Origin of the sequence: Lentibacillus halophilus, from assembly GCF_039522485.1 — a bacterium.
Lineage (GTDB): Bacteria > Bacillota > Bacilli > Bacillales > Amphibacillaceae > Lentibacillus > Lentibacillus halophilus.
The window spans coordinates 13,320-32,186 of the sequence record NZ_BAAADM010000054.1 but is presented as its reverse complement, the minus strand read 5'-3'; the positions used below and the strand labels follow the sequence as shown (position 1 = coordinate 32,186).

At 43.6% G+C, this 18,867-nt stretch carries 15 protein-coding genes and 1 other annotated feature; of the genes, 3 read left to right on the top strand and 12 right to left on the bottom strand.

The features are described 5' to 3' along the window. Window positions 1-125: 125 nt before the first annotated feature. A complete protein-coding gene (locus ABDZ72_RS09825; RefSeq protein WP_343752643.1) occupies window positions 126-1,406 on the bottom strand; it encodes a bifunctional folylpolyglutamate synthase/dihydrofolate synthase in 1,281 nt (426 codons plus the stop codon). Between ABDZ72_RS09825 and ABDZ72_RS09820 the strand changes: the two genes are divergently transcribed. Both ABDZ72_RS09820 and ABDZ72_RS09815 read left to right on the top strand, forming a co-directional pair. Next, window positions 1,386-2,408, top strand: a complete 1,023-nt coding sequence (locus tag ABDZ72_RS09820; RefSeq protein WP_343752642.1) for an ATP-grasp domain-containing protein — start codon at window positions 1,386-1,388, stop codon at window positions 2,406-2,408. The genes ABDZ72_RS09825 and ABDZ72_RS09820 overlap by 21 nt on opposite strands. A 9-nt stretch (window positions 2,409-2,417) precedes the next feature. Further along, on the top strand, window positions 2,418-3,281 hold the full coding sequence (locus ABDZ72_RS09815) for an ATP-grasp domain-containing protein (protein WP_343752641.1): 864 nt from the start codon (window positions 2,418-2,420) through the stop codon (window positions 3,279-3,281). Between the two features lie 28 nt (window positions 3,282-3,309). On the opposite strand, the gene ABDZ72_RS09810 is transcribed toward ABDZ72_RS09815, so the two are convergent. Beyond that, the gene (locus tag ABDZ72_RS09810) at window positions 3,310-5,961 is read right to left on the bottom strand and encodes a valine--tRNA ligase (RefSeq protein ID WP_343752640.1); all 2,652 of its coding nucleotides are present in this window, start codon (window positions 5,959-5,961) and stop codon (window positions 3,310-3,312) included. 56 nt (window positions 5,962-6,017) lie between these two features. Next, window positions 6,018-6,242, bottom strand: a binding site (T-box leader). Between the two features lie 134 nt (window positions 6,243-6,376). Here ABDZ72_RS09810 and ABDZ72_RS09805 point away from each other — a divergent pair. Next, window positions 6,377-6,565, top strand: coding sequence for a hypothetical protein (locus ABDZ72_RS09805; protein WP_343752639.1), 189 nt, complete (start codon window positions 6,377-6,379; stop codon window positions 6,563-6,565). On the opposite strand, the gene ABDZ72_RS09800 is transcribed toward ABDZ72_RS09805, so the two are convergent. From ABDZ72_RS09800 to lon, 10 genes are all read right to left on the bottom strand, one after another. Continuing rightward, window positions 6,562-7,629, bottom strand: a complete 1,068-nt coding sequence (locus ABDZ72_RS09800) for a phosphotransferase (RefSeq protein ID WP_343752638.1) — start codon at window positions 7,627-7,629, stop codon at window positions 6,562-6,564. The genes ABDZ72_RS09805 and ABDZ72_RS09800 overlap by 4 nt on opposite strands. 180 nt (window positions 7,630-7,809) lie before the next feature. Continuing rightward, window positions 7,810-8,976 (bottom strand): stage VI sporulation protein D, encoded by a 1,167-nt coding sequence (gene spoVID / locus ABDZ72_RS09795; protein WP_343752637.1) that lies wholly within the window; start codon window positions 8,974-8,976, stop codon window positions 7,810-7,812. Between the two features lie 169 nt (window positions 8,977-9,145). After that, complete coding sequence (gene hemL / locus ABDZ72_RS09790; protein WP_343752636.1) at window positions 9,146-10,438, bottom strand: glutamate-1-semialdehyde 2,1-aminomutase; 1,293 nt, start codon at window positions 10,436-10,438, stop codon at window positions 9,146-9,148. A gap of 34 nt (window positions 10,439-10,472) precedes the next feature. Continuing rightward, entirely contained in the window at window positions 10,473-11,441 is a 969-nt protein-coding gene (gene hemB, locus ABDZ72_RS09785) for a porphobilinogen synthase (RefSeq protein ID WP_343752635.1), read from the bottom strand. Then, window positions 11,434-12,222 (bottom strand): uroporphyrinogen-III synthase, encoded by a 789-nt coding sequence (locus ABDZ72_RS09780; protein ID WP_343753710.1) that lies wholly within the window; start codon window positions 12,220-12,222, stop codon window positions 11,434-11,436. Before ABDZ72_RS09780 ends, hemB begins: the two co-directional genes overlap by 8 nt. Continuing rightward, complete coding sequence (gene hemC / locus ABDZ72_RS09775) at window positions 12,222-13,151, bottom strand: hydroxymethylbilane synthase (protein ID WP_343752634.1); 930 nt, start codon at window positions 13,149-13,151, stop codon at window positions 12,222-12,224. The genes ABDZ72_RS09780 and hemC overlap by 1 nt, the downstream gene beginning before the upstream one ends. A gap of 22 nt (window positions 13,152-13,173) precedes the next feature. Next, window positions 13,174-13,995, bottom strand: a complete 822-nt coding sequence (locus ABDZ72_RS09770) for a cytochrome C assembly family protein (RefSeq protein ID WP_343752633.1) — start codon at window positions 13,993-13,995, stop codon at window positions 13,174-13,176. Between the two features lie 18 nt (window positions 13,996-14,013). Continuing rightward, window positions 14,014-15,387: a glutamyl-tRNA reductase gene (gene hemA, locus ABDZ72_RS09765; RefSeq protein ID WP_343752632.1), complete on the bottom strand. Its 1,374-nt coding sequence runs from the start codon at window positions 15,385-15,387 to the stop codon at window positions 14,014-14,016. A gap of 347 nt (window positions 15,388-15,734) precedes the next feature. After that, window positions 15,735-16,322 (bottom strand): ribosome biogenesis GTP-binding protein YihA/YsxC, encoded by a 588-nt coding sequence (gene yihA / locus ABDZ72_RS09760; RefSeq protein ID WP_343752631.1) that lies wholly within the window; start codon window positions 16,320-16,322, stop codon window positions 15,735-15,737. Further along, window positions 16,303-18,639: an endopeptidase La gene (lon, locus tag ABDZ72_RS09755; protein WP_343752630.1), complete on the bottom strand. Its 2,337-nt coding sequence runs from the start codon at window positions 18,637-18,639 to the stop codon at window positions 16,303-16,305. The genes yihA and lon overlap by 20 nt, the downstream gene beginning before the upstream one ends. Window positions 18,640-18,867 lie beyond the last annotated feature (228 nt).

Sequence of the window (18,867 nt, the reverse complement as noted above, 5' to 3'; positions counted from 1 at the left end):
TCTCAAAAAATCTTTCAACATAATATAACAGTGCTATTTCCATTCACGAAAAATACCGGCTATCCTGGATGATAAGCGGAAATCACACAACCATTCCTTTTAAACTACATTAATCTCCTATCAGCTCATCCTTCAAAATATTTCCTTACACTGGCAATAAAATGTAGCGATCCGGTTATAACATAGCAACTGTTTTGTTGTAATTGATATACATTGTCGACAGCTTGTTTCCAATCATCTATCAGTCGAACGTCCGAGCGCTGACTGTATTGACACAGCTCTGTGGTGCTTGCGGCACGGGGATGAACAAAGGTTGTCAGTGTAACCGTGGCAAACTGATTCTCCAGTCTGCGAAGCATTTCTTTTATGTCTTTATCTCTGAACGCAGCAAAAATAAGGTGGCAATTCATACCGGCACATTGAACGGCGAGGGTGTTTGTTAATGCTTGAGCGCCTGCCGGATTATGAGCACTGTCGACAATAACAACGGGGTCTTGACAAACATATTCAAACCGCCCTGGGATGACAGCGGTGGCCAACCCTTGCAACGTTTTACCCCAATTAAGCTGAAAACCACGTCGTCTCATAATGGACAGTGTCATCATGGCAAGAGATGCATTATTGATCTGATGACTGCCGCTTGCTTTAATAGAGACATTCAGCACACCTTCATGCGCGGCCTTCCACCGAAAGGTCCAGTTATGCTTATCAGCATATATTGTTTCCGTCTGAAATGCTTGTCCGGCCGACAGCATAGGGGCATTCTTCTGTTGCGCCTCTGCAACGATGCTGTTATATGCTTCTTCCGTTATTTCCCCGGTAATAATCGGTTTGTTTTCCTGGATGATTCCTGCCTTATGCCACGCTATCTTTTCTATCGTATCTCCTAAAAATGCCGTATGATCTTTTTCAACATTTGTTATAATGGCTATAAGTGGTTGAAAACAATTCGTTGTATCATAGCGGCCGCCCATGCCAGCCTCGATGATCGCAATATCGGCATGATCTTTAAAATAAACAAAAGCGATTGCGGTTATAATTTCAAACATCGTTGGTGCATGGTGCTTCTGATCCATCTGCTTAATACATGGATATAACTGATTCATTAATGATATGATGGTTTCTTCCGGAATATAATGATGACCCAACGAAATATGACCTTTGATCCCATCCATGCTTGGCGACTGAAACACCCCAACACGGACGTTGTTTGCCATTAATCCGCTTTTGATATACTGTACCGTTGACCCTTTGCCATTTGTTCCTGCAACGTGAACCGCTTCGACCTGCTTTTGCGGGTTGCCGAGATATTGAAGCAATTGCTGAGTTCGGTCCAGGCCGGGTTTCATTCCAAGTTGTTTACGATCATGGAAAAAGGTCTCCACTTGATAATAATAACTGAACATATTGACACCGCTTTTTCTAAATTGATGTATTACCTTACTAGCCGCAATTGTGTTGGCAATGTGTTTATTATAGCAGCAATGATTAAATTAAAGAAAGGACGAAAGCAATTGAATCTGCATGGCTGGGTCATTTATAACGGGTACCTGGAAGGAAATAAGTTTCTAGATTTTGCTGAAACAATACAGCAGGCTGCCGCTGAACAACACATTTCCATAGACATATACCGCAATGATGAATTGCTTAGCGTTATGGAGACCGATTCCATAGGATTGCTCCACATCAAACAAGCTGAATTACCGCATTTCGCAGTGTTTGCGGATAAAGATATTTATTTGGCAAGGCAGCTCGAGTGGTTGGGAGTCCGGCTTTTTAACAGTGCAGAGGCGATCGCCCGCAGCGACGATAAAATCGCCTCGTACCAAAGGTTTGCTGTCAACGGATTATCCATTCCTAAAACGATTGCTGCACCAAAGGCGTTTCATCGTACAACAGATATAAGCGCAACGGACTATAAGGCGGCAATTGAACAGCTGGGACTACCTATGATTGTAAAGGAAGCATTCGGATCATTCGGGGAACAAGTTCATATGGTATCCACCGAAGCAGAACTTTTTGCCAAAATACATGACATGCAGGGAAAACCGTTTATGCTGCAGGAATTTGTCGCGTCCAGTTATGGCAAGGATATGCGGTTGCATGTTGTCGGTGATCATGTTGCTGCAGCCATGAAACGACAGGCATTCAATCACTTCCGAGCAAACGTCACCGCCGGGGGGACGATGCAGCCATATCATCCATCCGAAAACGAACAACAGCTCGCCATTGCAGCAACGAAAGCGATAGGTGCCGATTTTGCCGGGGTGGATTTGTTGTTTGGCGAGCAAGACCGGCCGATTATTTGCGAAGTCAATTCCAACGCTCATATTCGGAGTATGTACGACTGTACGGGAATTAATATTGCTGATTTCATGATTGATGACATCCGCAAAAAAATGAAATGAGGTGCTGCTTTGCAAGGGTGGCTAATCTACAATGACGCTGATGCAAAACAGAACAAATCATTTATCGAATGGTTTTTGAAAGAAGCACGGTTGCAGCGTATCAACCTGCATTTCATTCGCAGAGAAGACATGACAGTAGGTGTTTTCAAGAACAAACGAACGATTCTTTTTCAGAATAAACCGGCTGAATGGCCTGATTTTGCTGTTGTACGAACGATTGATCCGATGCTAAGTATGCAACTAGAGTCCCTGGGTGTTACCGTTTATAACCCGTCTGAAACAGCGGCAATTTGCAATAACAAAGCACAAACCCATTTTCATGTGAGCAAATTAGGGATACCGACAGCGGATACCATTTTTGCAGCCAATACAGACAGTTTGCCGGATGAGCCCCCTCTGACATTCCCCTTCGTTATAAAAGATACTGGCGGACGGGGTGGAAAGCAGGTCAAATTGGTGAAAGATAGTTCATCATGGAACCAATTACAGGAGCAATGGCCGACCGGAAGTGACTTTATTTTTCAGTCCGCCAAAAACGTACAACTTGGAAAAGATGTACGAGTGTTTGTCATAGGGAAACACATTATTGGTGCCGTGCTTCGGGAAAACGAAACAGACTTCCGAGCTAATTATAAGCTTGGAGGCTCGGCTTCCTGGTATGTGCTGCGGGAGAAAGATAAAAAACGGATCAATCAAATGACTGACTATTTCCGGTTTGGCATGGCTGGAATCGATTTTCTTCTCGATACAGAAGGCGGTTTGCTGTTCAACGAAATCGAGGACGTCGTCGGTTCCCGTACACTTAGCGCCGTATCGGATAAGAATATCGTCCGAGACTTCCTGGCCTATATTAAAAGCGGAAACGCCTATTGATAGGTGTTTCCGCTCATCGGATGGCTGTTTAGGATGATTGGAGTTCGTCCAGTCGTGCTTTCACTTTGGCTTGCTTTTCCAGATAATCGGCTTCTTTTTGCCGTTCCTCATCAACAACTTTCTGCGGTGCTTTGCTGGTGAACCCTTCATTAGCCAGCTTTTTCTGGACACGATCCACTTCATCTGTCCATTTAGCCAATTCTTTTTCCAGCCGGTTGATTTCTTTATCGACGTCAATCAGCCCTTCCAGCGGCAGAAACAATTCTGCTCCTGTGACAACCGCAGACATGGCTTTTTCCGGTGCTTTTAAGTCGGTATCTATGACTAATTCACTTGGATTGCAGAAGCGTTCCAAATAGCCGCGGTTATATTCAAGCTCCTGAACGATAGCTTCGGATTCAGCCTTAATATATAATTGAACCGGTTTGGAAATAGGCGTGTCCACTTCTGCGCGACTATTGCGCACCGATTTGATGATAGCGACAAGCCGCTTCATTTCATCTGCCGCTGCCTCATCATGGAAAGACGCTATGGGCTCCGGCCATTTAGCAACCGTTATGGAGTCTCCTTTGTGCGGAAGCTGTTGCCAAATCTCCTCGGTAATGAACGGCATATAAGGATGCAGCATGCGCATTGTTCGGTCAAGCACATACGCCAGTACCGATCGGGTTGTCTTTTTGGCGTGTTCATCATCTCCATATAACGGCAACTTGGCCATTTCAATATACCAATCACACAACTCATCCCATATGAAATTGTATAAATGGCGTCCTGCTTCACCAAATTCATATTTATCCGTATTCCTGGTGACATGTTCAATTGTTTCATTCAGTCGTGTCAATATCCATTTATCCGCCAGTGATTTGTCCCCACTCAAATCAATGTCTTCATATCTAAAGTTGTCCATATTCATTAAAGAAAATCGGGATGCGTTCCAAACCTTATTGGCGAAATTCCAAGTAGCCTCCACTTTTTCCCAATGAAAACGTAAATCTTGTCCAGGGGTTGACCCTGTCAGGAGAAAGTAACGCAATGAATCGGCACCATACTGATCAATAACATCCATCGGATCAACGCCATTGCCGAGTGATTTGCTCATTTTCTGTCCTTCCGCATCTCTGATCAGCCCATGTATCAGGACATCTCTAAAGGGCCGTTTGCCGGTGAACTGTTTCGACTGGAATATCATCCGTGCTACCCAAAAGAAGATAATATCATAGCCGGTGACAAGGACGTCAGTCGGGAAATAACGGTTCAAGTCTTCTGCATCGTCATCAGGCCAACCCATCGTTGAAAATGGCCATAATGCCGATGAAAACCAGGTATCCAGCACATCGTCATCCTGTTCCCAGTTTTCAAGGTCATCGGGAGCTTCTCTTCCTACATACATGTCACCTGTTTTTTTGTGATACCATGCCGGAATACGGTGTCCCCACCAAAGCTGGCGAGAAACGCACCAGTCTCTAATATTTTCCATCCAGTGCAGATACGTGCGCTCAAATCGGTCCGGAACAAAATGAACCTTTTCGTCATCCTGCTGCTGCAAGGCAATGGCATCATCTGCAAGTGGCTTCATATAGACAAACCATTGCGTGGACAAATAGGGTTCCACCACCGCGCCACTGCGTTCCGAATGCCCAACCTGATGCACGTGATCTTCAATTTTTAACAAAAATCCTTGTTCCTGAAGGTCCTGCACAAGTTGTTTTCGGCAATCAAACCGGTCAAGCCCTTGATAATCCAGCGCGTTTTCATTCATACTCCCGTCTTCATGCATGACAAGGATTCGCTCAAGATTGTGTCGATTGCCGATTTCAAAGTCATTCGGATCATGAGCGGGCGTTATTTTCACAGCCCCTGATCCCATTTCCATATCGACATACCAATCCGCAACAATCGTGAGTTCCCGACCGACAAGCGGCAAAATAACCGTTTGACCAATCAAATGTTTATACCGAACATCGTCAGGATGAACAGCCACCGCTGTATCACCAAGCATCGTTTCCGGACGCGTTGTGGCAATATCAATCGTCTCATTGCTGCCTTTTATGGGGTAGCGCATATGGTAAAATTTACCTTCGACTTCCTCGTACTCAACTTCAATATCAGAAAGAGCTGTCTGTGTCACAGGATCCCAGTTGATGATATATTGTCCGCGGTAAATCAGCCCTTTCTCATACATTGTGACGAAAACTTCCCGGACCGCCGCTGATAATCCGTCATCCATAGTGAAGCGTTCCCGGGAATAATCCAAGCCAAGACCGAGTTTTTCCCACTGGGATCGTATGAAATCAGCATATTCCTCTTTCCAGTCCCAGGCAGCTTCGAGAAACTTTTCACGTCCAAGTTCATGTCGGCTTTGCCCCTGTTCTTTCAGCCTCGCCTCGATTTTCGCTTGTGTAGCAATGCCCGCATGGTCCATACCCGGCAGCCACAGCACATCATACCCCTGCATGCGTTTCATTCTGGCAATGGTGTCCTGCATCGTCGTATCCCACGCATGACCCAAGTGCAGCTTGCCGGTGACATTAGGCGGGGGAATCACAATGGTAAATGGTTCTTTTTCTTTATCGCAATCCGCTTCAAAAAAATTCCCGTCCACCCAAAATCGGTAACGGTCCCGTTCCACCTTAGCTGAGTCATATTTGGATGACATAACGGTTTTGTTCTCTTCTTCCATGGCATATGCCTCCTCCATTAAACTGTTTCACCAATAAAAAATCCTCTCCGTCCTGTTATAAGGACGAAAAGGATTTGCTTTCCGTGGTTCCACCTTTGTTCATAAACAATCATTATTTATGCACTCGTTGATCGTTAACGGTGATACCGGCATTCTCCTACTTTCTTTCAGAGAAGCTGCTTAAAGGGCGACTTCAGAAATGACCATTCCCGGGAAAATCCCACCAGCATTCCCTCTCTTCTGGGCAGTCATTGCCTACTATTCCTTATTGCTGCATTTGTGCTATGTCGTTTATGTTATTACATTTTACCGTTTATAATCGGTAAAATCAACTGTTATGTCACTCATTGCACATAAGCACAAAAGCCATCCAGTTATGCATACAATGATACAAAATGGAAGAGGTGAAGAAAATATGGCACGTTTTTACCGCTACCGACTACCACCGTGGGCAAGACGCTGCATCATTGTTATTGAAAAAATAACTCTGCCCATATTGGTTTTTCAATTGATTCGTACATTATTATTCCCAACATCACTGGATGTATTTTTGACAGGGTTTTTCGCCGGTCTTTTCTTTGCTTTTTATTTCGAATGGATTTAAGATTCATCGGGATATTCTTGATCATCCGCACTATCGTTATTTGCAGAAAGAGACCAATCCAAACCAAGTTGCAATTGACGTCGGGTGTGCAAAAGCTTTTGTTGCTGCATAATCATAGAGTGTCTGGACTGCGCGGAACGATAGTCTGTAACAAGCTGTATGTATCGGGAAACATCCAGCAAATGAATCATCAAAAAATGCCATTCCTTAGTTGTTAATGGGTTTTTCTGCTCATACGAAGAAAATAATTGCGCTAATTTCTCGGTCGACTGATCGTAGTAACGAACCTGTTCCTGTAACAATGGGACTAAATCAGTAACAGCATGATCATAGTGAGCATCTTCCCAATTGACGATGCAGAGACGCTCCCGACCAAGAATATGGTCAGATTGCAAATGCCCGTGACACAAATTGACATTCCAATGATGATCCTCTTCCCAGGCATCCAGGAAACGGTCGATCTGCCTATCCAACTCTGTCAGTGCATGGGTTAGTACATGATAATCCGTGCACACTTGCAATTCAAACGGAGACATGAATCGGTTCTGCTCAAATTGCTGTACAAAGTCAAGCAATGTTTGCTGCTGGTTTTGACATTGGCTGCGATAATCTCGAAATCTCTCATCGACCAAGGTGGCATTCGGTGACTGTGCCTGTCTCGTTTCAGCATGAATTTCCCCAATCATATTAAAAGATTCGCGTAGATGCTGCTCATGATTCAAATCGGAGCGCTGCATCCACGGCATCATATAATAACAAACGCCATCGACCGATGCATACAGATTGGATTCCTTCGTTAAATAAACAGGCAAAACACCTCTCAATGACAACTTATACGCTTGATGGAATACATGCTCCCACAATGGAATCGTTTCCTCGGTCAGCTTGCTTTTTTTCAATGCGTAATCATAGCGCCCGTCGTTCACCTTGAATAAACGAGGTGATATTTGCTCCATATAACGGGGATAGATACCATACATGTTGGCTACTTTTTCAATCATTGTCACCAGTAAGGTCACCACCTTGCCGATCAGATAGAACGATGCCCACGCAGTTAGACACATAACGGATGGCTCCAGTGAATGAGCAGAGAAAGGTTTCTTTCATGCATAAAAGGACGTTATACCTACTCTAAACGTGGAGCAATCCATGTGTGGGCGGGAAATAAACAGTGGTCAATTTCCACAACCAATTTGCGAACGATTAAAACATCCACTGTTTGACGTTTTGCCTTATGTTTCTGTTTACGACGGGATATATAATAATTGTCCTTCTTCCAAACTTTCCTCTCCCAGATGATTTTGTCTCAGCAGTTGCAGGGCGGATATACCGTAACGTTCGGCAATCGATTCGACGGTATCGGTTTCCTGAACGATGCACAGCCGCATTTTAGCGAATGATTCTTCCTCGTCACGTCGGAACATATCCGCCAAATAGCGAACATCTTCTGCATCAGACACGATTGCATCCGTGCTTTCGCCTTGTTCGTCCACATCAGCTGTCTCGGAAATCGTTGCTAAGGATGGTGATTCATCCACATTTTCCTGATTATCATCCTGTCCATCCGTTTCATCAGCTTCCACACTGTCATCTCCGGACGTTTTCTTGTTTTCTGTTCCAAAAAATTCAGCCAGTGTTTGTGTTTTTTTCCCTTTCCAACGATCTTTCTCATTTGGTGTGTCATCGTCTTTCTTAACTGTGTCGTCTCCGGTATCTTGGGCGTTGTCCTCGTTATCCTGAACGTCATCTGCGGTACCCTGAACATCGTTTCCGATATCTTCCACGACTGATTCCTGATTACTTTCTTCAACAGATCCCTCAGGCCATATCGGCGCCGTTTCCGAATCATGAAGCGTTTCTGAGGTGTTCTCCTCTTCGTTTTCCATTTTTATATCAAATGCAAATGTTTCATCATCCCTCGGAGGTGACGATGAATCCACCTCTGAAGATGCTCCATCTGTAACGTCGACCTCATCAGCAATACCATGTATCCCGATAACTGCATTTAACTTTAGCTGCTGTTCATCCGGTATTTCATAATCCAACGATTCAATACCAACGGTTACGTCGTCCAAATCTGTTACACGGTTGGCAGGCACCGAAATTTCGACTGGAAAACGGTGTGTGAATTCAGCCTGGTTATCATCAATATCATTCACTCTTTCCATGTATTTACGGGCGTGATCATCATCTACATCATAAGGATCTTCTGTTTCGTCAACATCTATCGTTTCTTTTTGATACGTACCGTTGAGCTCGATCACACCCCGGATGGAAATGTAATCACTAAATGAATCTATGGAAATTTCCGGGTCCAATGAGACCCCCATCATGTCACTGACTTCCTGTCCTCTGGCAAAAAAGAGGGATTCGTTTAATTCAAAACGAAAAACATTACGATCATTTTCCAACGGTCTTCCTCCCCTCAATCGATAATCCTTATGCTTATATGTCTCATTGCAACTATATGTCTGGTGCCTATGGTATATGCCTACGGAAACAAAACATGCTGCTATTTTTCTCGGCGAAGCTATAAAAAAGCTGCCCTGGCTTTTGCAGAACAGCTTTTTTACTGAAAACCTATTTTGTTTCGATTTTGGAAAAGGCCGTACGTACGGCTTGAATGGTTTTGTCAATATCCTCATCCGTATGAGCTGTTGACATGAATACAGCTTCAAATTGTGATGGCGCCAGAAAAATGCCTTCGTCAATCATGGCTCGATAATACTGAGCAAAGTAGTCGAGATCTGCATTTTGAGCTGTTTCAAAATTAAAGACGGGCTCATTGGTGAAAAAGAAACCAAACATGGCTCCTGCCCGATTAATCTGCAACGGAATGTCATAATCTATGGAAGCTTGTTTATACCCTTCCACTAATCGATCCACTTTCCGGATTAATTCCTCATAGGTTGATTCATCCAAAGCATTCAATGTTTCGTATCCGGCCGTCATAGCCAATGGATTGCCGGATAACGTACCGGCTTGATAAACAGGACCCGTCGGTGCAACCTGTTCAATGATCTCCCGTTTACCACCATACGCTCCGACCGGCAGGCCACCTCCAATGACTTTTCCAAGACAAGTTATATCAGGGGTGACACCAAAATAGCCTTGCGCACAGTTATAACCGACTCGAAATCCTGTCATCACTTCGTCAAATATCAAAAGGGAGCCATAATCATTCGTTACCCTCCGCAATTCCTGCAGAAAATCTTCTGTGGATGGAACGACTCCCATATTCCCGGATACAGGTTCAACAATGACTGCAGCGATGTCATCACCATATTCTTCAAAGGCATACCGAACACTTTCCGAATCATTATACGGAACGGTTATGGTGTTTTCCACAATGGACGACGGAACACCCGGGCTATCAGGTAAGCCAAGAGTTGCAACACCGGAACCGGCTTTGATAAGCAGTGAATCACTATGACCATGAAAATTACCTTCAAACTTCAGGATCTTGTTTCGTCCGGTATAGCCGCGGGCAACACGCAATGCACTCATGCCTGCTTCTGTGCCGGAGTTGACCATGCGGACCATTTCAATGGACGGAACACGGTCAATGATCATTTGTGCCACTTTATTTTCCTGAACAGTGGATGTACCAAGGCTGGTCCCGCCTTCAGCTGCTTCTTTCAGTTTGGAAACGACTCGTTCATCGGCGTGACCAAGGATTAACGGCCCCCAGCTCATCACATAATCAATGTACTCGTTGCCATCAATATCCGTAATCTTTGAGCCTTTCCCGTGATCCATAAAAATCGGGGACATACCGACCGATTTAAACGCGCGTACAGGGGAATTGACACCACCGGGCATCAGATCGACTGCTTTTTCATATTCCTGTTTGGACTTATCAATGTTTCCCATCGTTTATCACCTCAATGAAAAATGTGTTAATCGGTTATAACCACTTTGCAACATCTTTAGCAAAATAGGAAATAATTAAATCCGCACCAGCCCGTTTCATAGCCGTCAACTTTTCAAGCACTAGTTCTTTCTCGTCAATCCATCCATTCAACGCAGCGGCTTTCACCATCGAATATTCACCGCTTACATTATACGCAACGACCGGGGTGTTCGAATGATTCCGCACATCTCGGACAATATCCAAAAATGACATGGCCGGTTTAACGATCAGGAAGTCCGCACCTTCCTCAATATCGGATTCTGTTTCCCGCAGTGCCTCCAGTCGATTGGATGGATCCATCTGATACGTCTTGCGGTCACCAAACTGTGGTGAGCTGTCAGCCGCATCACGAAATGGGCCGTAAAAAGCTGATGCATATTTAACGGCATAGGACATAATGGGAATATTGTTATATCCTGCTTCATCCAGTGCCTCGCGAATGACAGCAACAAATCCGTCCATCATGTTTGACGGCGCAATGATATCCGCACCGGCTTCAGCTTGTGACACAGCTGTTTTTGCCAACAGTTTCAGCGATTCATCATTGTCCACATCTTCATGGTGAATGACACCGCAATGGCCGTGTGATGTGTATTCACACAAACACGTGTCAGCAACAATAAGCAATTCCGGAGCCTCTTTTTTCATAAGACGGGTTGCTTGTTGTACAATGCCGTTTTCCTTGAAAGCGCCTGTCCCTTGTTCATCTTTTTCACTGGGAATTCCAAACAGCATGATAGCTTTGATGCCAAGTGACAGCAATTCATCCGCCTCTTCTTTTAGGTTGTCAAGTGACAGTTGATAAACGCCTGGCATAGATGGCACTTCATTTTTTATATCGTTTCCTTCCATGACGAAAAGCGGATAAATAAAATCGTCCATCTTTAATTCATTCTCACGTACAATCGAACGCATGGCTGCTGACGAACGAAGTCGGCGATGCCGTTTAAATGATTCACTCATCATCCATCCATCCTTTCTGTTCAATATATTGGCCTATTTGGTCCAGCATTCCATCAATCGTAAATTCATTGGGGACCACGGGACAACGAAAACCGAAATCAAGTGCCCGTTCCCCTGTTGTTGTCCCGATACAGGCAATAGTGGCATTCACCGATATCGCCGTCTCTTTCAAGGTCATAAATGCGTCAACTGATGATGGGCTGGTAAATGTAATAATATCCGGATGATTGTACCGCAATTGTCTGTTCAGTTCGTCTTTCGAGGCGTCATTGCGGGCTGTTTCGTACACTTCCATTTGTTCGAATGGAATCCCTTGCTCTTTGAACCAATCCGGCAGAACACGACGCGACCGGTTGCCTTTAATAAGAAGAATGTGTTCATCAGTGTGTGTATTCGAATAGTTGAATTCATTTCGCATTGTTTCCGCATTGTAAACAGACGGGATAAAATCAACCTGATAACCGTATTCATCCAATGCTTTGGCCGTTTTTTGGCCAACAGCAGCAAGCTTGCTTTCTGCTAGCACCGCTTTATCTATGTTGTAAAAATTTAGAAGCTGAAAAAAACAGTGAACACCATTGACACTTGTGAAAAACAGCCAGCTAAAATACGTATTCTCCTGAAGAGGTTTCATAACGTCCTGATGGTTTTTGCATGAAATGGTTAACAGAGGTACAACGCTGGGGTTACCACCACGCTCGAGCACCTTATCGGAAAAGATCTGCGCCTGTTGTTTTTCCCGGGTAATGAGAATGTTTCTTCCATACAGCTTGGGAGGCATCAAAGATCAAGCTCCTGTTTCACGTTTTCAATAATGTCTTTGGCACCCTGGCTGATCAGCTTTTCAGCTACTTCCGACCCAACGGCCTCTGGATCAGTTCCTCTGACAGTTTCCTTTAGGATGGTTTGACCATCAGGTGTTCCAACAAAGGCAGTAATGATAATAGCGTTATGTTCGAGATGCGCATACGCACCGATGGGTACCGAACAACTTCCTTCCAGAAGTTGAAGAAACGTCCGTTCAGCCGTCACCGTTTTTTCTGTATCGGGATCATTAATCTGTTGCAACAATGCGTGCAAGTCATTATCATCGTCACGGCACTCAATGGCTAGAGCACCCTGTCCGGCCGATGGTACACACACATCAGATTCCAAGTACTCGGTAATAAGCTCTTCACTTAAGCCAACACGTTTCAAACCAGATACAGCCAAAATAATGGCATCATAATTCTCTTCATGCAGTTTTCGGATGCGTGATTCAATATTTCCACGAATCCATTGTATCTCAAGGTCGGGCCGCGTCGCCAAAATTTGCGACTTACGCCTAAGACTGCTTGTGCCAACAACAGCTCCGGCGGGCAAATCCTTCAATAGAATATTATTTTTCGCGATATAGGCATCCCGATGATCTTCCCTGACAGGAATAGTCGTAATGGCAAGACCTTCCGGCATTTCTGAAGGCATATCCTTCATGCTGTGTACAGCAAGATCAATTTCTTTTTCATACATGGCCTTTTCAATTTCTTTAACAAACAATCGTTTTCCGCCAACTTTGGACAAGGTTACGTTCAGAATTTGATCCCCTGTTGTAACAATTTTTTTTACTTCAAATTCATTGCTTGCCCCAGCCTTCTTTAATCGGTCAATCACCCAATCGGTCTGTGTCAGAGCAAGGTTGCTCCTTCTGGAACCAACAACAATTTTGCGCATTCAAGCGTCCTCCTCAATAATTCTATTGTAAATGAAAATTGGATAGCATGCTGAACAAAAAGAAATTAATCAGCAACAATAAAAACGCCGCTGAATTATAAATGGAGATGGATTTTCCGAGATATCCTTTTCCTAAACGAAGCAGTAAGTAAATGATATAGACAATCAGCATAAGGATCGAGCCGATTGTTTTCAAATCAAACCAGTAAAATTCGGCGTTGGCCACATACGCCCAAACTACCCCCAGTATAATAGACATGGTCAATAAAGGGACACCAAGTGTGACAGCCCTGAATGAAATCGCATCCAGGAGGTTTAAATCCCCGAGCCTCCATATCCAGTGGAATCCCTTTTTTTCCTTTAGAAACTTATATTGTACGAGATACATAAGGGAAAGAAGGAAAGAAACAGTGAAAAAACCATATGATATCAAAGCCAGTGATATGTGTGCGATCAGCATTTCATGAACGAACTCCACACCCTGTATGTGCATGTCTTCTTTGGCTTTGCCTGAAATATAAAGTAATAAAATAAAAAATCCCAATAAGTTCATAAAAAATAACATAGATTGTATTCGGAACCATTTACTGAGGATTAACGAAAACGTCATGAGCACCCAAGCATAAAATGACAGGCCGTCATACAATGTTATAACAGGAAAGCTCTCGGTAATGAGCCACTGTTTTAATAAAAAAGTGGTTTGCATAAGCCAAACCATACAAAGTAACCAGAAGGCGACTCGGTTTGCCCTCCGGTTATGTTGTATAAAATCAAGGAAATACCCCACCAGACTCAGCCCATACGTAATAAGAATCAATTCATAAAACCATTTTGCTTCATCCATAGTGGTGACCCTTTCTTCTTATTGAGTGGTGGATGGATTATTATTCACAAAGGGAAAAGATAACGTTTCATCTGTTTTTCCTGTTTCATTATTTTGTTTCACCTGTTTACTCAATTCCTCACGTACCTCATCTTCAATTCCGAAAATATCAACAAACAATTCCAACGCTTCTTCTTTACGATCAAGGGCAGCAAGTTCTTTAGCTTGAGTTATAGGCTCTTTGAGAAGTTGATTAACAATACTTTTGGTGTGTTTATTGAGCACTTTCTTTTCACGGGCGGTTAAATCAGGCATTTTCCGCTCAATGCTTTTCATGGTTTCCGATTGTATGCCAAGTGCCTTCTTGCGTAACGCAGATATAACCGGAACAACACCCAATGTCTGTACCCATTCGTCAAAAGCGACAATTTCTGACTCAATCATTATTTCGATCTTTTCTGCTGCTGTTTTTCGAGCAGCTAAATTTTCATCAACAATATGCTGCAAATCATCAATATCATATAAGAACACATTATCCAAATCGCCAATGGATGCGTCCAAGTCCCTGGGAACAGCGATGTCAACCAGGAAAATCGGTCTGCCTTTTCGTTTCTTCTGTATGGACGCAACATCTTCTTTTGTTAATACAGCTGTCTGCGAACCGGTTGAGCTGAACAAAATATCCGCGTCCTGAAGCTGAGCATTCAATTGGCTAATGGACTCGGCCCGTGCATAAAATTTTTCAGCCATTGTCTGTGCTTTCTCCAATGTACGATTCATCACCGTTATATCAGAAGCACCTGCGTCCACAATATTTTGCGCTGCCAACTCGCCCATTTTTCCGGCACCTAGAACAAGCACTTTTTTACTCCGCAATTGCCCAAAGATTTTTTCAGCAAGTTGTACAGCTGCATAACTGACCGATACGGCATGCTCACCAATGGATGTTTCTTTATGTGATTTCTTTGCAAACGTAATCGCCTGTTTAAACAATTCGTTAAAAATTGTGCCGGTTGTCTCCTTTTCCTGCGCTGTCGTAAACGCTTGTTTCACCTGGCCGAGTATTTGTGTCTCTCCAAGAATCATGGAATCAATTCCGGCGGATACACGCAGCAAATGTTCAACGGCACTATCCCCTTCACTGATTTGCAAATATGGTGAGAAGGCCCCTTTATCCACTTGAAACCAATCAGCAAGAAATTGTTTGATATAATGTCGTCCTGTGTGAAGCTGATCGACAACAGCATAAACTTCTGTACGATTGCACGTCGATACAATAACATTTTCAAGAACGCTCTTTTGCTCTTTCAATGTCACCATTGCCTGATCGGCCGTATTTTCGGAAAAAGTAAATTGTTCCCTCAATTCCAAAGGGGCTGACTGATAATGAAAGCCAACTTTAAGAATATGCACAGTTATTACCCCCAAAACGCTATGAAACGTCAATTGCCTCTAGTGTAACACAGATTGCCAACAGATTTGCATCGATTTGTGAACATCATTTAACATCTGTCCGGATAATGATCTTCGTAACGATCGCATTTAAACTGTTGGCAACGTATCACATGCCTCAGACTGAGTTCAATCATCCAGCCTCGTGAATCGGATTGGCACCAGTATTTCTTTTTGACTGCGGAATCAGATTGCCCTTTATCGTTGTTTCAGTCAGAAAATGTCCTTGTTATTATTGCAATGTATGTTTTATACATAGTTATAGTATATCAATAAATACCCCTCCCTACGACGGGAAGGGGATATTATTAATGGTTCATATATTGGCTAAGCATCCGCCAGGCTTCTTTTTTTCCTTCTCCGGTTTCAGCGGAAAAAGGAATAACCGTATCATCCGTCCCCACTTGCAGCGTCCGGATGGTTTGCTGCAAATGGCTGGCCCGCTTGCCCTTGGCGATTTTATCCATTTTCGTCCCTATCACAACGACCGGAAGTTCATAATGTTTCAAAAAGGCATACATCTGAACATCGTCTTTTGTTGGTGGATGACGTAGGTCGGTAATCATCGCGCATGCTTTCAAGGATTGTCGTGTGTCAAAGTATTCTTCCATCATGACACCCCATTTTTCCCGTTCCGTTTTGGACACTTGAGCATACCCATAGCCTGGTACATCAACAAAATAAAACATGTTATTTATTTTATAAAAATTGATTGTCTGTGTCTTTCCTGGCTTGGATGATGTTCTGGCCAGACTCTTCCGTTGGATAAGCTGATTAATAAAAGATGATTTTCCAACATTGGAACGACCGGCAAGCGCGATCTCCGGCAAATCGTCATTCGGATATTGATCTTGACCGACGGCACTTATAACCAGTTCAGCTTCCGTTACTTTCATGTTTCTCCTCCGTTAATGCGTGTTCGAGCACTTGATCCAAATGAGTCACTTTTATAAACGTCAAACCGTCCCGAACACTTTCTGGAATATCTTCTATATCTTTTTCATTTTCTTGCGGTATAATAATCGTTGTAATTCCTGCCCGGTGCGCACTGAGCGATTTTTCTTTCAGTCCGCCGATAGGAAGCACACGGCCCCGCAGTGTCATTTCGCCGGTCATGCCGACATCGTTTCGAACTGCTCTTCCGGTTAATGCGGAAACAAGAGCCGTCGCCATTGTTATGCCTGCTGAAGGGCCATCCTTCGGTGTAGCGCCTTCCGGGATATGAATATGAATATCATAGGTTTCATGGAAGTCTGGATTCACCTTTAACTCCTCTGCCCTTGAGCGAATATAGCTGAAGGCAGCCTGAGCCGATTCCTGCATGACATCACCGAGTTTGCCAGTAAGCGTCAGTTTTCCTTTACCCGGATAATGAGAAACCTCTATTGACAATGTATCGCCTCCGGCAGCTGTGTAAGCAAGACCGGTTGCAGCACCAACCTGATTTTCATCTTCCATTTGCCCGTAACGGTAAAGCGGCTTTCCGAGCAGTTCTTCCAAGCTTTTTTCTGTTACAATGACCCGTTTTTTCTCACCGGAAATAATCTTCTTAGCTGCTTTCCTGCACAACGTTGCCAATTGTCGTTCCAAATTGCGCACGCCAGCTTCCCGTGTATACGTTCGGATCAGTTTCATTAAGGCATCGTCACGAATTTGCAGATTGGCTTTTTTCAAACCATTCTCCCTCAATTGCTTTGGGATTAAATGTTCTTTAGCAATATGCTGCTTTTCTACTTCGGTATAACCTGCAATTGTTAAAAGTTCCATACGGTCAAGCAATGGTCCGGGGATGTTTTGAACGTAATTAGCTGTGGCAATGAACAGCACGTTCGACAGGTCGTATGTCTCTTCAATGTAGTGATCACTGAATTGACTGTTCTGTTCAGGATCCAGCACTTCCAACATAGCTGCTGATGGATCACCGCGGAGATCGCTGGCCATTTTATCCACTTCATCCAGAAGAAACACCGGATTGACTGTTTCTGCTTTTTTCATTCCCTGTATAATTCGACCAGGCATAGCTCCGATATATGTGCGACGATGACCACGAATTTCAGCTTCGTCACGAACACCACCAAGAGAGATACGGACAAAATGACGATTAACAGAACGGGCAATAGACTTTGCCAATGACGTCTTTCCAACACCAGGCGGCCCGACAAGACAAAGAATGGGGCCTTTAATGGATTCGGTTAGTTTTTGAACCGCTAAATACTCAATGATACGTTCCTTTACTTTTTCAAGGCCATAATGGTCTTCTTCCAAAATGTCTTCGGCTTTGTTAATTTCTATTCTGTCCTGTGTTTCTTCAGTCCATGGAAGTGCGAGAAGCCACTCAATGTAATTGCGGATGACGGAACTCTCAGCAGAACTTTGCGGCACTTTCTCAAACCGATCCAGTTCCTTTTTAGCCGTCTCAGCGACATTCTCGGGCATAGTGGAGGCCTGTACTTTTTGACGCAGTTGCTGCGCTTCACCGGATGTTCCGTCTTTTTCTCCCAATTCTTTCTGGATAGCTTTCAATTGCTCCCGTAGATAATATTCTTTTTGTGTTTTTTCCATGGAATTTTTGACACGTTGACCAATCTTTTGCTCCAAATCTAACACTTTTTTCTCATTGGACATGAGATGGAGCAAATGTTGCAGACGGTCTTTGACATTGGCAATTTCCAATAGGTCTTGCTTATCCTTAATTTTAAGGGACAAGTGGGATGCAACGATATCCGCAAACCTACTTGGTTCTTCAATATCAGAAACGGTTGATAGTGTCTCCTGATTAATTTTACTTGAGACATTTATGTACTGTTCAAATTGTTTGAGCAATGAACGCATTAGTGCTTCTTCTTCATCCTGTTCAGCGTGTTCCTCTTCCAGCTGCTTAATTTCAACTGTAAATGCTTCGTTTTCATCAATAAATTCGGTGATTTCTCCCCGATAAAGTCCTTCAACCAAAACACGCATGGTGCCATTCGGAAGATTGAGCATCTGTTTGACATTGGCCACGGTTCCCACCCTGTAAATGTCTGAGGGTTCAGGGTTTTCCATGCTCACTTCTTTTTGAGAGACAAGGAATATGGTCTCTTCATCCATCATGGCTTTTTCCAAGGCAGCTACGGATTTATCCCGGCCCACATCTAAATGCAGAACCATCGATGGAAAAACAAGTAATCCGCGCAATGGAAGGAGAGGAAATTGGGTAGATTCTGTTGCCATAACGATATGTACCTCCATTGTTACTGGAATTTCTGTACAGCAGGTGTTCATTCTGTAAAGTTTATAGAAAAAAGATATGCTTGTAAATATCAATAGCTTTTTTAGTATTGCCTCATATAACAATACTACTCACAGAAGATAAAGTAAAACGTATTCTGTGAAGGTTTGCTGACTGATTTTGCAGATAATACAGAAAGAGACTGACATCAACATTTGGACAGCTCCATC

Coding starts and splice junctions, on each gene's coding strand:
- ABDZ72_RS09825 (WP_343752643.1), bottom strand. CDS start 1,406: ATGTTCAGTTATTATTATCAAGTGGAGACCTTTTTCCATGATCGTAAA.
- ABDZ72_RS09810 (WP_343752640.1), bottom strand. CDS start 5,961: ATGGAAGAAGAGAACAAAACCGTTATGTCATCCAAATATGACTCAGCT.
- ABDZ72_RS09805 (WP_343752639.1), top strand. CDS start 6,377: ATGGCACGTTTTTACCGCTACCGACTACCACCGTGGGCAAGACGCTGC.
- ABDZ72_RS09800 (WP_343752638.1), bottom strand. CDS start 7,629: ATGTGTCTAACTGCGTGGGCATCGTTCTATCTGATCGGCAAGGTGGTG.
- hemL (WP_343752636.1), bottom strand. CDS start 10,438: ATGGGAAACATTGATAAGTCCAAACAGGAATATGAAAAAGCAGTCGAT.
- hemB (WP_343752635.1), bottom strand. CDS start 11,441: ATGAGTGAATCATTTAAACGGCATCGCCGACTTCGTTCGTCAGCAGCC.
- ABDZ72_RS09780 (WP_343753710.1), bottom strand. CDS start 12,222: ATGCCTCCCAAGCTGTATGGAAGAAACATTCTCATTACCCGGGAAAAA.
- hemC (WP_343752634.1), bottom strand. CDS start 13,151: ATGCGCAAAATTGTTGTTGGTTCCAGAAGGAGCAACCTTGCTCTGACA.
- ABDZ72_RS09770 (WP_343752633.1), bottom strand. CDS start 13,995: ATGGATGAAGCAAAATGGTTTTATGAATTGATTCTTATTACGTATGGG.
- yihA (WP_343752631.1), bottom strand. CDS start 16,322: ATGAAAGTAACGGAAGCTGAACTGGTTATAAGTGCCGTCGGTCAAGAT.
- lon (WP_343752630.1), bottom strand. CDS start 18,639: ATGGCAACAGAATCTACCCAATTTCCTCTCCTTCCATTGCGCGGATTA.